Source organism: Corynebacterium xerosis NBRC 16721 = ATCC 373, assembly GCF_001552415.1.
Taxonomy (GTDB): Bacteria; Actinomycetota; Actinomycetes; order Mycobacteriales; family Mycobacteriaceae; genus Corynebacterium; species Corynebacterium xerosis.
Window position 1 is genome coordinate 410490 of the sequence record NZ_BCRD01000002.1, and the last position, 16296, is coordinate 426785.

Annotated in this window: 14 protein-coding genes; 9 read left to right on the forward strand and 5 right to left on the reverse strand. The window is 71.2% G+C overall.

Translation table 11 applies throughout. The annotated features are described in order from the left end of the window. The first annotated feature begins 61 nt into the window (after positions 1-61). The 3 genes from CX1_RS04730 to CX1_RS04740 all read left to right on the forward strand — a co-directional run bounded on the left by CX1_RS04730 (position 62) and on the right by CX1_RS04740 (position 4494). Complete coding sequence (locus CX1_RS04730; RefSeq protein ID WP_046650279.1) at positions 62-1483, forward strand: M18 family aminopeptidase; 1422 nt, start codon at positions 62-64, stop codon at positions 1481-1483. A 141-nt stretch (positions 1484-1624) separates the two neighbouring features. Further along, positions 1625-3145 (forward strand): M20 metallopeptidase family protein, encoded by a 1521-nt coding sequence (locus tag CX1_RS04735; RefSeq protein WP_240941455.1) that lies wholly within the window; start codon positions 1625-1627, stop codon positions 3143-3145. 17 nt (positions 3146-3162) lie between these two features. Continuing rightward, the gene (locus tag CX1_RS04740) at positions 3163-4494 is read left to right on the forward strand and encodes an alpha-amylase family protein (RefSeq protein WP_046650316.1); all 1332 of its coding nucleotides are present in this window, start codon (positions 3163-3165) and stop codon (positions 4492-4494) included. Positions 4495-4714: 220 nt separating this feature from the next. Here the strand turns inward: CX1_RS04740 and CX1_RS04745 are convergent, their stop codons facing one another. Continuing rightward, positions 4715-4933 carry a hypothetical protein gene (locus tag CX1_RS04745; protein WP_046650280.1) on the reverse strand — a complete coding sequence of 73 codons (219 nt, stop codon included), beginning with the start codon at positions 4931-4933 and terminating at the stop codon, positions 4715-4717. Positions 4934-4992: 59 nt separating this feature from the next. After that, on the reverse strand, positions 4993-6957 hold the full coding sequence (locus tag CX1_RS04750; protein ID WP_060925340.1) for a hypothetical protein: 1965 nt from the start codon (positions 6955-6957) through the stop codon (positions 4993-4995). Positions 6958-7134: 177 nt separating this feature from the next. Between CX1_RS04750 and CX1_RS04755 the strand changes: the two genes are divergently transcribed. From CX1_RS04755 to CX1_RS04770, 4 genes are read left to right on the forward strand one after another with little or no spacing between them, the layout of a single operon-like run. Next, entirely contained in the window at positions 7135-7803 is a 669-nt protein-coding gene (locus tag CX1_RS04755; protein WP_046650283.1) for an ECF transporter S component, read from the forward strand. A gap of 16 nt (positions 7804-7819) precedes the next feature. Then, positions 7820-9358, forward strand: a complete 1539-nt coding sequence (locus tag CX1_RS04760; RefSeq protein WP_046650284.1) for an ABC transporter ATP-binding protein — start codon at positions 7820-7822, stop codon at positions 9356-9358. After that, complete coding sequence (locus tag CX1_RS04765) at positions 9355-10113, forward strand: energy-coupling factor transporter transmembrane component T family protein (RefSeq protein ID WP_046650285.1); 759 nt, start codon at positions 9355-9357, stop codon at positions 10111-10113. Before CX1_RS04760 ends, CX1_RS04765 begins: the two co-directional genes overlap by 4 nt. After that, on the forward strand, positions 10110-10628 hold the full coding sequence (locus CX1_RS04770) for a nucleoside/nucleotide kinase family protein (RefSeq protein ID WP_046650286.1): 519 nt from the start codon (positions 10110-10112) through the stop codon (positions 10626-10628). Before CX1_RS04765 ends, CX1_RS04770 begins: the two co-directional genes overlap by 4 nt. A gap of 81 nt (positions 10629-10709) precedes the next feature. Here CX1_RS04770 and CX1_RS04775 read toward each other — a convergent pair whose 3' ends face one another. Continuing rightward, a complete protein-coding gene (locus CX1_RS04775; protein ID WP_046650287.1) occupies positions 10710-11348 on the reverse strand; it encodes a hypothetical protein in 639 nt (212 codons plus the stop codon). Positions 11349-11857: 509 nt separating this feature from the next. Between CX1_RS04775 and CX1_RS12515 the strand changes: the two genes are divergently transcribed. Both CX1_RS12515 and CX1_RS04785 read left to right on the forward strand, forming a co-directional pair. After that, a complete protein-coding gene (locus tag CX1_RS12515) occupies positions 11858-12463 on the forward strand; it encodes a YdcF family protein (RefSeq protein WP_169793208.1) in 606 nt (201 codons plus the stop codon). A gap of 151 nt (positions 12464-12614) precedes the next feature. Beyond that, positions 12615-13805 (forward strand): acyl-CoA dehydrogenase family protein, encoded by a 1191-nt coding sequence (locus CX1_RS04785; protein ID WP_046650288.1) that lies wholly within the window; start codon positions 12615-12617, stop codon positions 13803-13805. Between the two features lie 617 nt (positions 13806-14422). Here CX1_RS04785 and CX1_RS04790 read toward each other — a convergent pair. Further along, positions 14423-15259, reverse strand: coding sequence for an NAD-dependent deacylase (locus CX1_RS04790; protein ID WP_046650289.1), 837 nt, complete (start codon positions 15257-15259; stop codon positions 14423-14425). A 116-nt stretch (positions 15260-15375) separates the two neighbouring features. After that, positions 15376-16293 carry an EamA family transporter gene (locus tag CX1_RS04795; RefSeq protein ID WP_046650290.1) on the reverse strand — a complete coding sequence of 306 codons (918 nt, stop codon included), beginning with the start codon at positions 16291-16293 and terminating at the stop codon, positions 15376-15378. Positions 16294-16296: the final 3 nt, after the last annotated feature.

A 16296-nucleotide genomic window follows, 5' to 3' on the forward strand; every position in this document is an offset into this window, starting at 1 on the left:
ATGGTATCGGGCATTCGGCGGGCCCGTGCCGGGACGGGGCAGGTTGCGCCATGATGGGTGCATGAACGCTTCTTCGCTTGACGACGCCCACCCGTCCCCGTCCACCGCCGCTTCGTCGCGCGCGCCGTGGGGGTCCGCCGAGGATCATCTGGCGGATCTGATGGATTTCGTCGTGGCCTCGCCGAGTTCGTACCATGCGGCCGACGTCGTGGCGCGACGCCTGGTCGCCGCCGGTGCGACGCGGATCGAGGAGTCCGATGCGTGGCCGTCCGCGCCGGGCGCCTACGTGCTGGTGCGCGGGGGAGCCGCGGTCGCGTGGGTCGTGCCGGAGGAGGTGGGACGGGCCGACGAGGGTGATCGCACCGGGGGCGCTTCCGAGACGACCGCCGCCGACCGCGCGGCGTTCCGCATCGTCGGCTCGCACACCGACTCGCCGGGTTTCCGGGTCAAGCCGAACCCGAACACCGGGGCGGCCGGTTACGCGCAGGTCGCCGTGGAGGTCTACGGCGGGCCGTTGCTCGGGGCGTGGACGGACCGCGAGATCGAGTTCGCCGGTCGCGTGGTCACGCGCGACGGCGGCGTCCACCTCGCCCGGACCGGGCCGGTGGCGCGGATCCCGCAGCTGGCCATCCACTTGAACCGCGGCGTCAACGACCAGGGGCTGAAGCTGGACAAGCAGCTGCACACCACGCCGGTGATCGGCTACGCCGGCGACGCGCGCGCCTTCCACCGGATGCTCGCCGAGGCCGCCGGCGGGGGCGTGACCGCCGATGACGTCGTCGCCTGGGACCTGATCACCTGCGACACCCAGCCGCCGCGGACCTTCGGCGCCGGCGGCGAGTTCCTGTCCTGCGGCCGGCTGGACAATCTGCTCAGCGTGCATTCGTCGCTGGTGGCCTTCGAGCAGTTGCTTCACGACGGTCCGCAAGGAGCCGAGATCCCCGTCATGGTCGCGTTCGACCACGAGGAAGTCGGTTCGGCGTCGACGACCGGTGCCGCCGGTCCGCTGCTGGAGGACGTGCTGCGACGCATCGCCGCGGCCGCCGGAGCCGACGAGGACGGCATGCGCCGCATGTTCCGCCGTTCCACGTGCATTTCCGCCGACGGCGCCCACGCCGTCCACCCGAACTACGCAGGCGAGCATGAGCCGGGGCATTGGCCGCTGCTCGACGGCGGTCCGGTGCTGAAGATCAACGCCAACCAGCGCTACGCCACCGACGCCGTCGGCCAGGGCCTGTTCGAGCGCGTCACCGCCGCGGCCGCGGAGAGCGCGGGGGAGACCATCCCCGTGCAGTACTTCGTGTCGTCCAACCAGAAGCCGTGCGGTTCGACCATCGGCCCGATCACCGCGACCCGCCTGGGCATCGCCACCGTCGACGCGGGTGCGGCGATGTTGTCCATGCATTCGCCGCGCGAGATGTGCGGCGTCAAGGACCCGTGGTGGCTGGCGCGGATCATCGGCGCGTACTGGGCCGGCGCCTGATCCCGAATCGGTGGCGAAGCCGCTCGGCCGCCGCATAGTGTCGGAAACGAACGTGATGGCGTGCACGGTGGCCGTCGCAAAGCAAGGCCCGCAGGTTCGCCTGCGAACGCGGAAAACAGACATCAGACAAGGACCCGCCCCATGACGGACCCCCGCATCCACGAAGGAATGGCCTTCGACCCTTCGGCCGAACCGGCTCCCGGGCCGGCCGGGGCGTTCGAGGTGCCGCTGAGCGAGATCATCGACTGGCGGCGGCACATCCACAAGAACCCGGAGCTGAGCTTCCAGGAGTACCGGACCGCGGACTTCATCGAGGGGCTGCTCCACGAGTGGGGCATCGAGACCACGCGGCTGACGCCGACGTCGGTGGTGGGCACCATCGTCGGCACCGCCGATGACCCGGCGACGGGGCGGACCATCGGCTACCGCGCCGACATCGACGCGCTGCCCATCAAGGAGGAGACCGGGCTGCACTTCGCGTCGCAGAACGCCGGCGTCATGCACGCCTGCGGCCACGACGTGCACACCGCGATGCTGCTCGGCTCGGCGCGGATCCTGCAGTCCATGCGCGACCGCCTGCACGGGCGGGTGAAGCTGCTGTTCCAGCACGCCGAGGAGATGCTGCCCGGCGGCGCCCGCGAGCTGGTCGCCCACGGCGCGGCCGACGACCTCGACGAGGTCTACGCCTTCCACGTCGCCCCGCACCCCATCGGCCACGTCGGCATCTGCCGCGGCCGGGTGTCCACGATGTCGGGCATCGTGTCCATCGCCATCCGCGGGCGCGGCGGCCACTCGTCCAACCCGCAGCTGTCCGTCGACCCGGTGATGGTGGCCAGCGAGGTGACCATCATGCTCAACACGATCGTCAGCCGGAACCTGAACCCGAAGCACATGAACATCGTCAACGTCGGTTCGCTGCACGGCGGCGAGGCCGGCAACGTCATCCCCGACGAGGCGTGGCTGGAGGTGTCCATCCGCTCCGTCGACGAAGACGATTGGGCGTCGATCTGCGGGCGCATCGAGACGCTGGTCACCGGCATCTGCCACGGGCACGGCGCGACGGCGACGTTCGAGTGGCAGACGCCGTACCCGATGGTCGTCAACGCCGACCTGGCCAGCGACCGCGCGTGGCACGCCGCCACGCGGGCGATCGGGCCCAACCGCGTCTTCGACGCCGAGCCGTGGGCGCCGTCGGACGACTTCTCCTACTTCTCGCGCGAGGTGCCCGGCTGCTACATGTTCCTCGGCGGGGGAGGACCGGAGAACGGCATGCCGTACTTCCTGCACAATTCGCGTTACGACGTCGCCGAGAGGGCGATGGCCGCCGGCGTGAAGGTCGAGGTGCAGATCGCCCTCGATGCGCTGGCCCCGGGATTGCCCGCCCCGCCGCGCCGCCCCGGGAAGCAGGCCGCGATGCCCGCCGCCGGGACGATCCCGCCGCGGCCGGCCACCCCGGGCCTGGGCGTGCCGGAGTCCAAGGCGGGCGAGTGGCGCGACCGCCGGGAGTTCCACGACGCCTCGGAATTGACGGATGACGAGCGCGCCCGCGTCATCGAGGCCGCCGCCGACGCCGGCACCTTCGACGGCACCCGCCGCGGGCCGCGCATTTCACCGGAAGCGGCAGGTCAAGCCAGTCAAGCCGCCATCGACGGCAAGGAGTGATGGTAAAGGTGGAGGGCATGAACGACACCTCCACCGGATCCTCCGCCGGCAACCCCGGCAACCCCGGCACTCCCGGCAACTCCGGCCGCACCGCGCCCGACTGGGTCGAGCACGCGATCGGCTGGCACGTCTACCCTCTGGGGTTCACCGGAGCCCCCGTCCACGGAGACGAGTCCGAGGCGGCCGTCGAAGCTGCGCCGGGCGCCACGCGCCTGGATCACCTCGTCCGGTGGCTCGACTACGTGCAGGAGCTGGGGCTCAACGTCCTGCAGCTCGGACCGGTCTTCGAGTCCGCCACGCATGGCTACGACACGCTCGATTACTTCCGCATCGATCGCCGCCTGGCCGATGACGCCGCCTTCGACCGCTTGATCGCCGCCGCCCACGAGCGGGGCATCAAGGTCCTGCTCGACGGCGTGTTCAACCACCTGTCCTCGAGTGCGCCGATGTTCCGCGAGGCTCTCGCGGACCCGGATTCGGAGGCCGCGAAGCTTTTCGACGTCGACCGTTCCGGCGAGGAGCCGTCCGCCCCCTGTTTCGAGGGGCACCTGGATCTGGTGGAGTTCGACCACCGCGCGCCGGAGACGGCCGCGTTCGTGGAGAAGGTCATGCGCCATTGGCTCGACCGCGGCGTCGACGGCTGGCGGCTGGACGCGGCCTACGCCGTCGACCCGGACTTCTGGTCCGGCGTTCTGGCCAACGTGCGCGCGGACTTCCCGCACGCGTTCATCTACGGCGAGGTCATCCACGGCGACTACGTCGACATCGTGGGCCGGTCGACCATGGATTCGGTCACCGAATACGAACTGTGGAAGGCCATCTGGTCGTCGCTGAAGGAGCAGAACTTCTACGAGCTCGAATGGACGCTGGGCCGCCACGACACGTTCCTGGAATCCTTCGTGCCCGTGACCTTCGTGGGCAACCACGACGTCACCCGCATCGCCTCCCAGGTCGGCCAGGACAAGGCGGTTCTGGCGCTGGTGGTGCTGATGACCGTCGGCGGCGTCCCGTTGATCTACTACGGCGACGAACAGGGCTACGCCGGCGTGAAGGAGGAGCGCTTCGGCGGCGACGATCAGGTCCGCCCCGTCTTCCCCGACGATCCGGAAGAGCTGTCCACCTTCGGCGCATGGGTGCACAATGCCCACCACCAGCTCATCGCGCTGCGCCGCCGTCACCCGTGGCTGCACCGGGCGCGGGTGAAGGTCACGTCCATCGCCAACGAGCGCCTGACCTACGAGGCCACCGGCGACGGGCACTCGCTCACCGTCGAATTGGAGGTCACCGGCAAGCCGTCGGCGGAGATCCGCGACGGCGAGAACGTGGAGTTCCGCTACCCGCGCCCCTGATCGGCATGGCCTGACCGGGCCGGCCTGACCGGATTGCACCAATCGGTACTGCCCGGCCGGCATGGCCCCGGGAGGTGCGGCCCTTGCCGAAACCGACAGCGCGCACGTCCCCTGACACCGAAGCGTCGGGGACGTGCGCGTCGCAAAGCCGATGAAGCACGTGGCGCGTGCCGGGCCCGCCCGCGGACCCGGTCATCGGTAGCGGGAAGGCGGAAGCCGTTTACTGGGCGGCCGGCTCCTGGTTGGTGCCGGCGGTGCCATCGGCGTTCTCCGAGGTCGTCGCAGCGGAGGACGAGCCACCGTTCTCGAACGAGTGGGTCGGGTTCTCCTGGTCGGTGACCTTGATGTCCGACGGGTTCTCGTTCGGGGGCGTGCAGGCGACCAGGGCGGCTGCGGCGATGGCGGTGGCGGCGAAGGCGCCGACGAGGCGATTGCGCATGAATGGACTCCTTAAAACGGCTTCACGAATGAAATTCTCACCGTCATCGTAGTTGATTCTCAGCCGCGCGCGGGAACCAGAGGGCCAATCGCCCCCGAACCGACGCAGACGGAGGTGCCCTCGGGGGCATCGGAGACGTCGATGCGCAGCGTATTGCCGCCGCCGGACACCGACACCCAGCGGGTGCGCAGGTCATCGTCGACGTCGACGACGGTGGACCCGGCCAGGGTCTGGTCCGGGGTCTCGAACGGGTTGGGCAGGCTCAGGCGCAGCGACGCGGGGGCCGACGAAATGGCGTTGAGCTCCAGCACCCAATCGCCGAGCCGGGCGATGTCGCGCAGCGGGATCTCCGCCGTGGCCGTGCCGTCGGGGCCGGCGACGAGCTGCGTGCCGCAGGACTCGACGTCGCCCTGGGTGATGCGGGTGATCTCGGCGACGCTCGCCGGCACCAGCGCACCGGAGTCGTCGAACATGCGCGGATCGTCGGTGACGCGGCCGAACGTGGGGCGCTCGGGCAGGTCGCGGAAGACCTGCGAGTACATGTTCTTCGGGTACGCCACCGGCAACAGGACCTCGTAGGGCACCGGCTGGTCCAGGACGGCCGGGGAACCGTCGCCGGCGGCGTGCTCCAGCGAGGCGGCGGCGGTGTCCAGCCACTCGGCGGTGCGGTCGTCGGCCCAGGCGTTGCGGTAGCCGACGACCGAAATCGCCGCCGACACGAGCAGCACGCCGGCCAGCGCGAGCACGCCGAAACGCGACCGCGCCGGCAGCGGGCGGACCCGGTCGGACCACGAGGCGGCCAGCGCGAAACCGGTGACCATCGCCGAGTCGCCGTAGTAGTGCAGGGTGCGGGCCAGGACGTCGGAGGTGTGGTCGCCGGAACGCATCAGCGTCACCGACAACAGCGTCACCGCCAGGTAGCCCGCGGCGATGAGCCACGGCAGCCAGGCGCGCCAGTCGCGGCCGATGGTCACCGCCATGGTCAGCAGCACCAGCACCGCGCCGACGCTGACCAGGCCGGAGGGGGCGTCGGCCCACGGCTGGCCCGGGGCCCAGCGGTCCCAGAACCACGGGCCGCCCGCCAGTCCGGCCAGCACCTGGCCGAGCCCGTTGAAGAACAGTTCGGCGCGCGGCTCCGACGACGCCTCGCCTGCATCGGCCAGCGCGGTCAGCGAATAGAACAGCGCCCACGCGCCGGTGACCAGGCCCATCGACAGCCACATCGTGCGGCCGCGCAGCAGGGTCTCGGCGATGCTGCGGCGCTCCATGTAGGCCACCGCGATGGTGAACGCCAGGGCCACCGGCATGATGGCCAGGGACTTCTCGAAGAATCCGAGCGCGACGATCAGCGCCACGGTCGCGGCGACGACGGCGCGCAACGACACCGGGCGCTGCTGGCGCAGGCTGACGCGGATGGCCAGCGCGGTGATGCCGGCCAGCGCCAGCTGCATGGGGATCGCATTGGCCGCCGCCGACCACCACGTCGACCCCGGCAGCGTCAGAGGAGTCCACGCCACCAGCGCCAGCGCCGCCAGCGCCTGCCACGACCGGCCCGCAATGTGGCGCAGCGCGCGGGCGACGGCCACCGTCACCGCGGCCTGTCCCAGCAGCATCAGCGCCGCCGGGAGCCACCACTGCCACGGGGCGATCTGGTTGGCCACCGCCTGGAGGATGAACGCCAGCGGCGCCAGGTGCCCGTCGTGGGCCTGCAGGAAGTAGTCCGGCGTCCACCAGTCGGCGTCCGCGGCGGAGCCGACGATGATGAAGTCGTCCCAGTAGAACGTGCGCCCCGACAGCACCCACGCCCGGCCGATGGCCTGCACCGCGACGACGACGGCGACGAGCAGCAGCCACGTCTTGCGCGTGATGCGCGGCTCCGGGGCCTCGGTGGCGCCGGGATCGTCGGGGTCGTCGGCGGCCCCGACGGCCGTGGCGGTTGCGGCGGTCACCGACGGCTCCGGAGACGGCGACGTCTCCGCCATCTCCGCCGTGCCGTCGGTGTGGTCCGCGTGTTCGGTGCTCATGGTTCCCCAACTTTAGGGCCGCCCCATCGGGTGGGGTACCATTCGGTCGAAATGCGCACGGGAGCCCCGGCCGGTCGAACCGACGACGTGGGGCTGAGAGGAGGGCGCGGTACGCCGCCCTCGACCGTAGGAACCTGTCCGGATAATGCCGGCGAAGGAAGCGACGGAGGCCCCCGAATGTCCAACGAACACCCCATTTCCGTGAATTTCGCTGATGCCGCGAATGCCACGAAGTCCGCGGAGCGGAGCAATTCGAAGAAGCCGCGGAAGGCGTGGCGGGTCATCGACATCGTCACCGCCGCCGTCCTCGGCGTCGCGGTCGGCCTGATCTTCGTGGTGTGGAACATCGTCGGCGGAGCGTGGTTCACGGCGGCCGACGCCCTGACCCCCGGCCTGGGTGGCCTGGTCGTCGGGCCGTGGCTGCTCGGCGGCATCATCGGCGGGCTGGTCATCCGCAAGCCGGGCGCCGCGCTGTTCGTCGAGGTCATCGCCGCGACCGTGTCGGCGCTGATCGGCAACCAGTGGGGCATTTCCACCCTGTACTCGGGCCTGGCCCAGGGCCTGGGCGCCGAGCTGATCTTCCTGCTCTTCGCCTACCGCCGCTTCAGCCTGCCGGTCACCATGGCCGCCGGCGCCGCCGCCGGCGCGGGCGCGTTCATCCTGGAGCTGTTCACCTCCGGCAACCTGGCGCGCACGTGGCAGTTCAACTCGGTGTATCTGGCGTGCCTGCTCATCTCGGGCGCGATCCTGGCCGGCGTGGTCGGCTGGGCGCTGGTGCGCGCGTTGGCGGGCACGGGCGCGCTGGATCGTTTCGCCGCGGGCCGCGAGCGCCGCGGCGAGGTCTAGCCGCGTCGTCGCCGCAATGACCTCCATTTCCGCGAAGGGTTTCGGATGGCGCCACGCAGGGCGCCGCCGGGCCGCGCTTTCCGACGTCGACGTCCACGTCGAGCAGGGTGAAAAGCTCCTTTTGCTCGGTCCGTCCGGCGCGGGCAAGTCGACCTTGCTCGCGGCGATCGCCGGGGTGCTCGGCGATGACGAGGACGGCGAAGCCCTCGGTTCGCTGCGCATCGGTGGAAATGACCCGGCCGAGGTCCGCGGGGTCGTCGGCCTGGTGCTGCAGGATCCCGACAGCCAGGTGATCTCCGCCCGCGTCGGCGACGACGTCGCCTTCGGCGCCGAGAACCTCGGCGTGCCCCGCGACGAAATCTGGGAGCGCGTCCGCCGCGCCCTCGACCTGGTGGGGCTGGACGTGCCGCTGGACCACCCGACCACCCAGCTCTCCGGCGGGCAGAAGCAGCGCCTTGCGTTGGCCGGCGTGCTGGCGATGGGCGCCCGGGTGATCTGCCTGGACGAGCCCACCGCCAACATCGACCCCGAGGGAGTGCCCGTCCTGCGCGACGCCGCCGTCCGCGCCGCCGAAGCCACCGGCGCGACGCTCATCGTCGTCGAGCACCGCGTGGAGGCGTGGGTCGATCACGTCGACCGCATCCTGGTGCTCGACCACGCGGATGCGCCGTCCGTTTCCATGACCGGCACGGGTTCGGCATCGACCTCCGCCGCGCCGTCCACGGCGGGTGCGACGATCGTCGCCGACGGTTCTCCGGCCGAGATTCTCGCCCGCCACGGCGACGCCCTCCGCGATGCCGGTGTCTGGTTGCCCGGCCCGCCCCCGGAGATCGGCCGCGTGCGCCCGGTGCCGGGGTCCGCTCAATTCGCTCAGTCGGCTCGGTCGGCGGCGGCACTGCTTCTCGACGACCTGGCCATCGGCTACCACGGCGATGCATCCCCGGTGCGCCGCGCAATCTCCGCGTCGGTGCCGCAGGCCGCGTCGACGTGCATCGTGGGGCCCAACGGTTCCGGCAAGTCGACGCTGGCGCTGACGATGGGCGGCCTGCTGGAACCGGTGGCGGGGTCGGTCATCGCCTCGGACCGGATCGCCCGCGGCGCCGGGCCGAACCCGATGAAATGGAAGTCGAAGCAGCTCGCCGAGCGCATCGGCAGCGTCTTCCAGGCTCCCGAGCACCAGTTCGTCACCGCCACCGTGCGCGATGAACTGGAGCTCGGCCCGAAGCTGCTGAAGGACCCGGCGGGCACGCAGCGCGTCGACGAGCTGCTCGAGCGCCTGCGGCTGAGCCACCTGGCCGGGGCCAACCCGTTCACGTTGTCGGGCGGGGAGAAGCGGCGGTTGTCCGTGGCCACCGTCCTGTCGACCGCGCCGTCGGCGGTGATCCTCGACGAGCCCACGTTCGGCCAGGACCGCCGCACCTTCACCGAGTTGCTGCGCATGCTGCGGAGTCTCGTCGACGACGGGGTCACCGTCGTCTCCATCACGCACGACCCCTTGGTCGTCGCGGCGATGGGCGATCACGTCATCGACTTGGGCGAGGTGGGTGAGCGGTGAATCTGATCCGCGACGTCAATCCCGTCGCCAAGCTCCTGGGTCTTTTGCTCATGACCACCCCGCTGCTGCTGTCGATCGACTGGGTGTCGGCGACGGTGGCGCTGGCGTGCACGCTCGTCGCCGCGCCGCTGTGCGGGGTCGGGCCGCGGCGGCTGGCGAGGCGCGGGTGGCCGATTCTGCTGGCCGCGCCGGTGTCCGGCATCTCGATGCTGCTGTACGGCAATCCCGAGGGCACCGAGTACTTCTCCTTCCTGCTGGCGACCGTGACGGACAACTCCATCGCGTTGGCCATCGCCATCACCGTGCGCGTGCTGGCGGTGGGGCTGCCGGTGGTGGTGCTCACCGCCGACATCGATCCGACGGACCTCGGCGACGGGCTGGCGCAGGTGCTCAAGCTGCCGGCGCGGTTCGTGCTGGCGTCGGTGGCCGGCGTGCGGTTGATCACGCTGTTCTTCGACGACTGGCGCGCGCTGACGCGGGCCCGCCGGGCACGTGGCCTGGGCGATCACGGGCGGATCAAGCGGCTGTTCGGCCAGGTCTTCGCCTTGCTGGTGTTCGCCTTGCGCCGCGGCACGAAGCTGTCGACGGCCATGGAGGCGCGTGGTTTCGGCGCCCCGGGGCCGCGGACGTGGGCGCGCGAGTCGACCTTCGGCGGCCGCGAGTGGGCGGTGCTGGCGGCGTGCGCGCTGATCGCGGCGGCGTCGCTGGGCATCGCGGTGTGGACCGGCGAGTTCCGGTTCCTGGGGGTGGCATGATCCTGCTCATCGATGGCCGGTCCGGTTCCGGCAAGACGACGTTCGCGGCCCGGCTCCACGGGGTCCTGGGCTGGCCCGTCGTCCACCTCGAGGACGCGTACCCCGGGTGGACGGGATTGTCGGCGGCGTCGGATGCCGTGGCCGATTCGATGCTCGACCCGGACGCGGCGGGCTTCCGCCGGTGGGATTGGTTCGCCTCCGAGTGGGCCGAGTGGGTGGATCTGTCGGAGTTCGTCGGGGCGCCTGCGGAGTCGGGCACGGAGCGGCCGCGTTCCCTCATCATCGAGGGCTGCGGCGCGGTGACGGCCGCCAATCTCGCCGCCGCCCGCGCGATCGGCGACGGCGAGGCGTGGGGAGTGTGGGTCGAGCTCGACGAGGCCACCCGCTACGCCCGCGCCATGGCCCGCGACCCGTATTTCCACGGGCACTGGCGCATGTGGGCGGCCCAGGAGGGCCGGCACATCGCCCGCCACGATCCGCGCGCGCTCGCCGACTGGACCGTCCGGCCGCGGTAGCCCGCCGCCTCTTCCGTGTCGGGGCCCCGCTCCCGCTTCGCCGCCTCTTCGCCCATTCGGGCGCGGCATAGGCGCAGCCGCCTACTTCGTCGCCTCGGCCTTCATCTCCGCCGCAAGATCGGCCAGCACTTCCTTCCACCAGGCTTTGACGCGGTCGCGGGCGGGCTCGTCGGCAAGCGAATCGTGGTTGACCGCCAGCGTCGACTTCACGGCGCCGTCCTTGCCCGGGGCCTTCGTCTGCACGGTCACGGCGATGCGGGAGCCGTCGGACATGGGGCAGCGCCAGTAGCGCCACTTCTCGGTGTCGGAGGTACCGGGCTCGTCGTCGGCGGGCACCGGGTCGCCGCCAGCGTCGGGGTGCAGGCCGCCGCGGTCGGCGAACACGCCGGACATGTGGGCGGCGAAGCGGTCGCGCACGGCGTCCATGTCGCCGGGCAGGGTCTTCGACGCCGAGGCCGACCATGCGCCGTCGCAACGCTGGCCGACGCTGCGGCGGCCGATGGCCTGCTCGTAGTGCACCGCCACGCCCTGGGCCCACCATTCGGGGTTCGACGATTTCGACCCGTCGCCGAGTTTCCGGGCAGCCGCGGTGATCTCGGCCAGCACCAGCGTCGCGATGTCCGCGTGCGCCATCTCCCGCGCCCCGCGCCCGTCGAGCCACTCGACCCACTGCGCGCCCGTGCGGCCGGTGGGGGAGGAGAACCGATCCGTGTCCGTCATGCCCGCCGATTCTAGGTCGGCCCCGGGGTTCGGGCCGCGTGTTCGGTCGGGCCCGGGAGGGGATCCGGGTGCTGGGATAGCGTGGGTTCATGTTCCGCTTGACGACGTCCTGGCCCGCCCGACCAGGGGCCCTCCGCCGTCTTTCGCCGTCGGCGCCGGCCTGCCCGTTTTTCGCGGCGCTGGCGGCCGTGCCGGGGTTGCTGATGGCCGTGACGCTTACGGTCGGCGGGATCGTCGCCTGGCGGGATCCGCTGATGCGGCCGCCGAAGCTGCCCAACCGCAGGCCGCCGGCGTGGGGGTTGCCCGCCGCGGGCGTGGTCTACGGTGCGGCCACGATCGCCGCCGCGAAAGTGGTGGGCCGGGGCGTGGGGAGCCGCGTGGTTCGCCGGCGTTCGCGAACTGCCGTCGGCCAGACGGCGGCCGCCGGGACCGCTGCCGCCGGATTCCCATCCGCCGGTTCCCCTCCTGCCGGTTTGCCATCTGCCGGTTTCCCGCCTGCCGTCATCGAAATGGCCGCCGCCGCTTTCCTCTCCGCCGCAGCGGTGCCCGGCGTCATGCTCCCGATCTTCGACGTCGCCCGGCGCACCTGGGCGCGCCGGGACACGGGGCCGGCCGGCACCGTCGTCGTGCTCGGGTGCGCGCTCCGCGACGGCCGCCCCTCCTCGCTGCTGCGCTACCGGCTGGAACTGGCGGAACGGGTGGCGCGCCGGGCACCCGGGCCCGCCACCGTCATCTGCTGCGGCGGCATCGGCGAAGACGGTGGGCCATCGGAGGCCGAGGTCATGTCCGGGTGGCTGCGCGACCGCGGGCTGACCGACGTCCGCTTGGAACCTCGATCGACGTCGACGCTGGAGAACCTGGCCAACGCCGCGCCCATGGTCGACCGCGGCCCCGTCACCGTGGTCACCAGCGACTTCCACGTGTTCCGCGCAGGCTCGCTGGCCCGCCGCGCCGGCCACGCCGGGTGGCGCGTCGAAGGATCGCCGACCCCGCCCCAGTACTGGGCGACCTCCATGCTCCGCGAGTTCCTGGCCCTCGGCACGTGGTGGCCCGCGCCGGGCATCGCGGTGGGCACGGCGGTCTTCGGTGCGTGGGCCGTCGTCAAGCCGAAATGACGGGGCACGGGAAGCGGAGCAAAAAAGGGGCCGAGCCCGGAAAATCCCCCCGGGTGGTGACGCAGGCCACGAAAACCTTCCCGTGAATTGCCGTTAATCATTATGCTTGGGGGCCGACCAACCGAACCCACCGCACGGAGGATCACCCGACATGGCACTTACCCCCGGATTCGACCTGTTCCAGCTGCCCGAAGAGCACCAGGAGCTGCGAGCCGTCATCCGCGACCTCGCCGAAAAGGAGATCGCCCCCCACGCGGCCGACGTCGACGAGAACGAGCGCTTCCCCCAGGAGGCCCTCGACGCCCTCAACGCCGCGGGCTTCAACGCAATCCACGTGCCGGAGGAGTACGGCGGGCAGGGCGCCGACTCGGTCGCCGCAACCATCGTCATCGAGGAAATCGCCCGCGTCTGCGGCTCCGCGTCACTGATCCCGGCCGTGAACAAGCTGGGCACTATGGGCCTGATCCTCAAGGGCTCCGAGGAGCTCAAGCAGCAGGTGCTGCCGGACATCGCCAACGGTGAGATGGCGTCCTACGCCCTCACCGAGCGTGGCGCGGGCTCCGACGCCGGCGCCATGAAGACCCGCGCCGTCCGCGACGGCGACGACTGGGTGCTCAACGGCTCGAAGTGCTTCATCACCAACGGCGGCAAGTCGCTGTGGTACACCGTCATGGCCGTCACCGACCCGGAGAAGGGCGCCAACGGCATCTCCGCGTTCATGGTGCGCTCCGACGACGAGGGCTTCCGCGTCGGCGGCCTGGAAAAGAAGATGGGCATCAAGGGCTCGCCGACCGCCGAGCTCTACTTCGAGGACTGCCGCATCCCGGGTGACCGCATCATCGGCGAGGAGGGCACCGGCTTCAAGACCGCCCTGGAGACCCTCGACCACACCCGCCCGACCATCGGTGCTCAGGCGCTGGGCCTGGCGCAGGGCGCGTACGACTACGCCGTGGGTTACGTGCTGGAGCGCGAGCAGTTCGGCAAGCCGATCTCGGCGTTCCAGAACACCCAGTTCATGCTCGCCGACATGCGCATGAAGATCGAGGCCGCCCGCCTGATGGTGTACACCGCCGCCGCCAACGCGGAGCGCGGTTCCGCCGACGGTGGATCGAAGCTTGGCCTGATGGCCGCCGCCGCGAAGACCTACGCGTCGGACATCGCCATGGAGGTCACCACCGATGCCGTGCAGCTGCTCGGCGGCTACGGCTTCACCCGCGACTTCCCGGTCGAGCGCATGATGCGCGATGCCAAGATCACCCAGATCTACGAGGGCACCAACCAGATCTGCCGCATGGTCGCCGGCCGCCAGGTCCTCGCCGAGGGCAAGGCCGCCAAGCGCTAGAGGCGGGCGCCGTTCGGCCGCGCCTCTCCGTGGGGGAGTGGCGCAGTCGTTTACGTGCCCCGCCCCCGCCGTTGATCAGCGGTGAAGAAGCCCCCGCCGGGCAATCGAGTCCGGCGGGGGCTTCGCGCATCTCCGGGCACCCCGCCGCGCCACCGGGCCCACACCGCGGGAGGACCCGCGACCCGCCAATTCTCCAAACCACGGGGTCTACACCACGGGGTCAGTGGTGAACCCGTGGTTTGGGCCTCCGATTTCGGTGACCCCGTTGTTTAGACCCCGTGGTTTGCGAAAGGGCACCCGCGGAGAAGCGAGTGCCGCCCGAGCTTGCCCCGGGTGGACGACGCGTAACCGCAAACCCCGGGTGGACGACGCGCCGCCGCAAACCCCGAGATCAATACCCCGAAAGGAGCTCGGAAACGGCCTCTAAACCCCGAGATCAGAGTTGATTTCGGGGTTCTCCTTTCGGGTTTTGGCTCAATGGCTGGTCGTTTCGGGGTTTGAGCAGCAGACGGTGAGCTCCTTTCGGGGTCTGCACAGCAGACGGTGCGGCCGTTTCGGGGTTTGGTCAGTGGGCGGTGGGGCGGTCCCTCGATCACCACGCCGACGACGCAGCGCCGCTACGCGCCCACGTCAACGCCGGCGGCCGCCGCCAACGCCGGCAACCCGGTGGCGGCGGTCGTCCGCCACGAATACGTCGCATGCGGGGTGAAATCGGTGTCTTCGGGCGAAATCTCGATGACCGGGATCCCCGCCGACACCGCCATCAGCGGCAGACCCGCGGCGGGGAACACCACGCCGGACGTGCCCACCACGACCATCAGGTCGCAGTGTCGCGCGTGCGTCTCGGCGTCCGTCCATTCCGGTACCGGCAGCGACTCGCCGAACCACACGACGCCGGGGCGCACGAAACCGAGCTGGCAGGCGTCGCAAAAGGGCGGCATGAGGTGTTCGATGGGCTCGTCGGGAAGCTCCGGCTCGCCCGCCGCCGCGCCGCAATGGTCGCAGCGGAACGCGAACAGGCTGCCGTGCAGGTGGGCGATCGCCCCCTCGGCCGTGCCGCCGCGTTCGTGCAGGTCGTCGATGTTTTGGGTGGTCACGTGCCCCCACCCGGCGCCGCGGTCGAGCTCCGCGCACCACGCGGCGATCGCCCGGTGCCCGGCGTTGGGCGCCGCCGTTCGCGCCAGGTGCATGCGCCACAGGTACCAGGGCCAGATCTTGCCGGGGTCGTTGCGCCAGGCGTCGAAGTTGGCCATCGCCTGCGGGTCGACCTTGGACCACAGGCCGGTTTGCGCGTCGCGGAACGTGGCCAGCCCTGATTCGGCGCTCATTCCGGCGCCGGTGAAGAACTCGACGCGGCGGGCGTCCCGGGCGAGCTCGGCGATCGGCTCGGGAACCTCGATGCGCGCATCCGCGGCGCGGGAGTCGTCGTGATTGTCGTCGTCATGGCGGCTCATGGTCCCAGGGTATGCGGGTTCGGGTTGCTTTACGACGGCTCTCGCACGGCGCACGCGCCTCGGAGGGGTGGGCGGCGGCGTCGTCAAGCAAAAGCGGGGGAGGGGACCCGCCGGGGTCAAGCGGTGACGGCGGATTCGCGCAGGGCCATGCCGGCGGCGGCGACGACCACGACCAGGCCCACCCAACTGAGCGGCGAGAGGTGCTGGCCGAGGATGGCCACGCCCGCGATGGCGGCGGTGGCCGGCGCGAGTGCGGTGAGGGTGGCGAACAGTCCCGCCGGCAGGACGCGCAGGGCCGCCATGTCGATGCCGTAGGGGATGATGCTCGACATCACGGCGACGACGAGCCCGAGGCCGAGCACCCACGGATCGAGGAACGCAGACGGTGCGGTGAACAGACCGATCGGTGCAAGGCTGATGCCGCCGATGGTCAGCGCCAGCGCCAGACCCGTCTGCCCGGAGAAGCGGCGGCCGGTGCCTTCCGTGGTGAGGATGTAGCCGGCCCAGAACGCGCCGGCGATCAGGGCGCAGGCGACTCCGGCGGCGGTGAGGTCGCGCAGCCCCGACCAGCCGAGCATGACCACGCCGCCGAACGCCAGCGCCGTGAACAGCACCGACCGGGGCGTGCGGGCGCGGACGGCGGCGAGGATCAGCGGTCCGACCAGCTCGAACGTCACCGCCGCGCCCAGCGGGATGCGGTCGATGGACAGGTAGAAGAACAGGTTCATCAGGCCCATCGTCGCCGCGAGGCCGCCCAGCCACGCCCAGTCCGATCCCGCCAGGCCACGCACGCGCGGCCGCAGCAGGATCATCAGGATCAGCCCGGCGATGCCCATGCGCAGCGTGACGACGACGCCGGCCGACGCCGAGTCCATCGCCATCGCCGCGAACGCCGAACCGAACTCCAGCGAGAACATGCCGGTGACCAGCAACACCGCGAAAAACCAGAGGCGGGAGGCGGAAACGGATGCACCGCCGTTCGGGTTGCCGGGCGTGGGGCCGCCGGAAACGCCGGCGGGCGGAAAGTCGGCCACGGC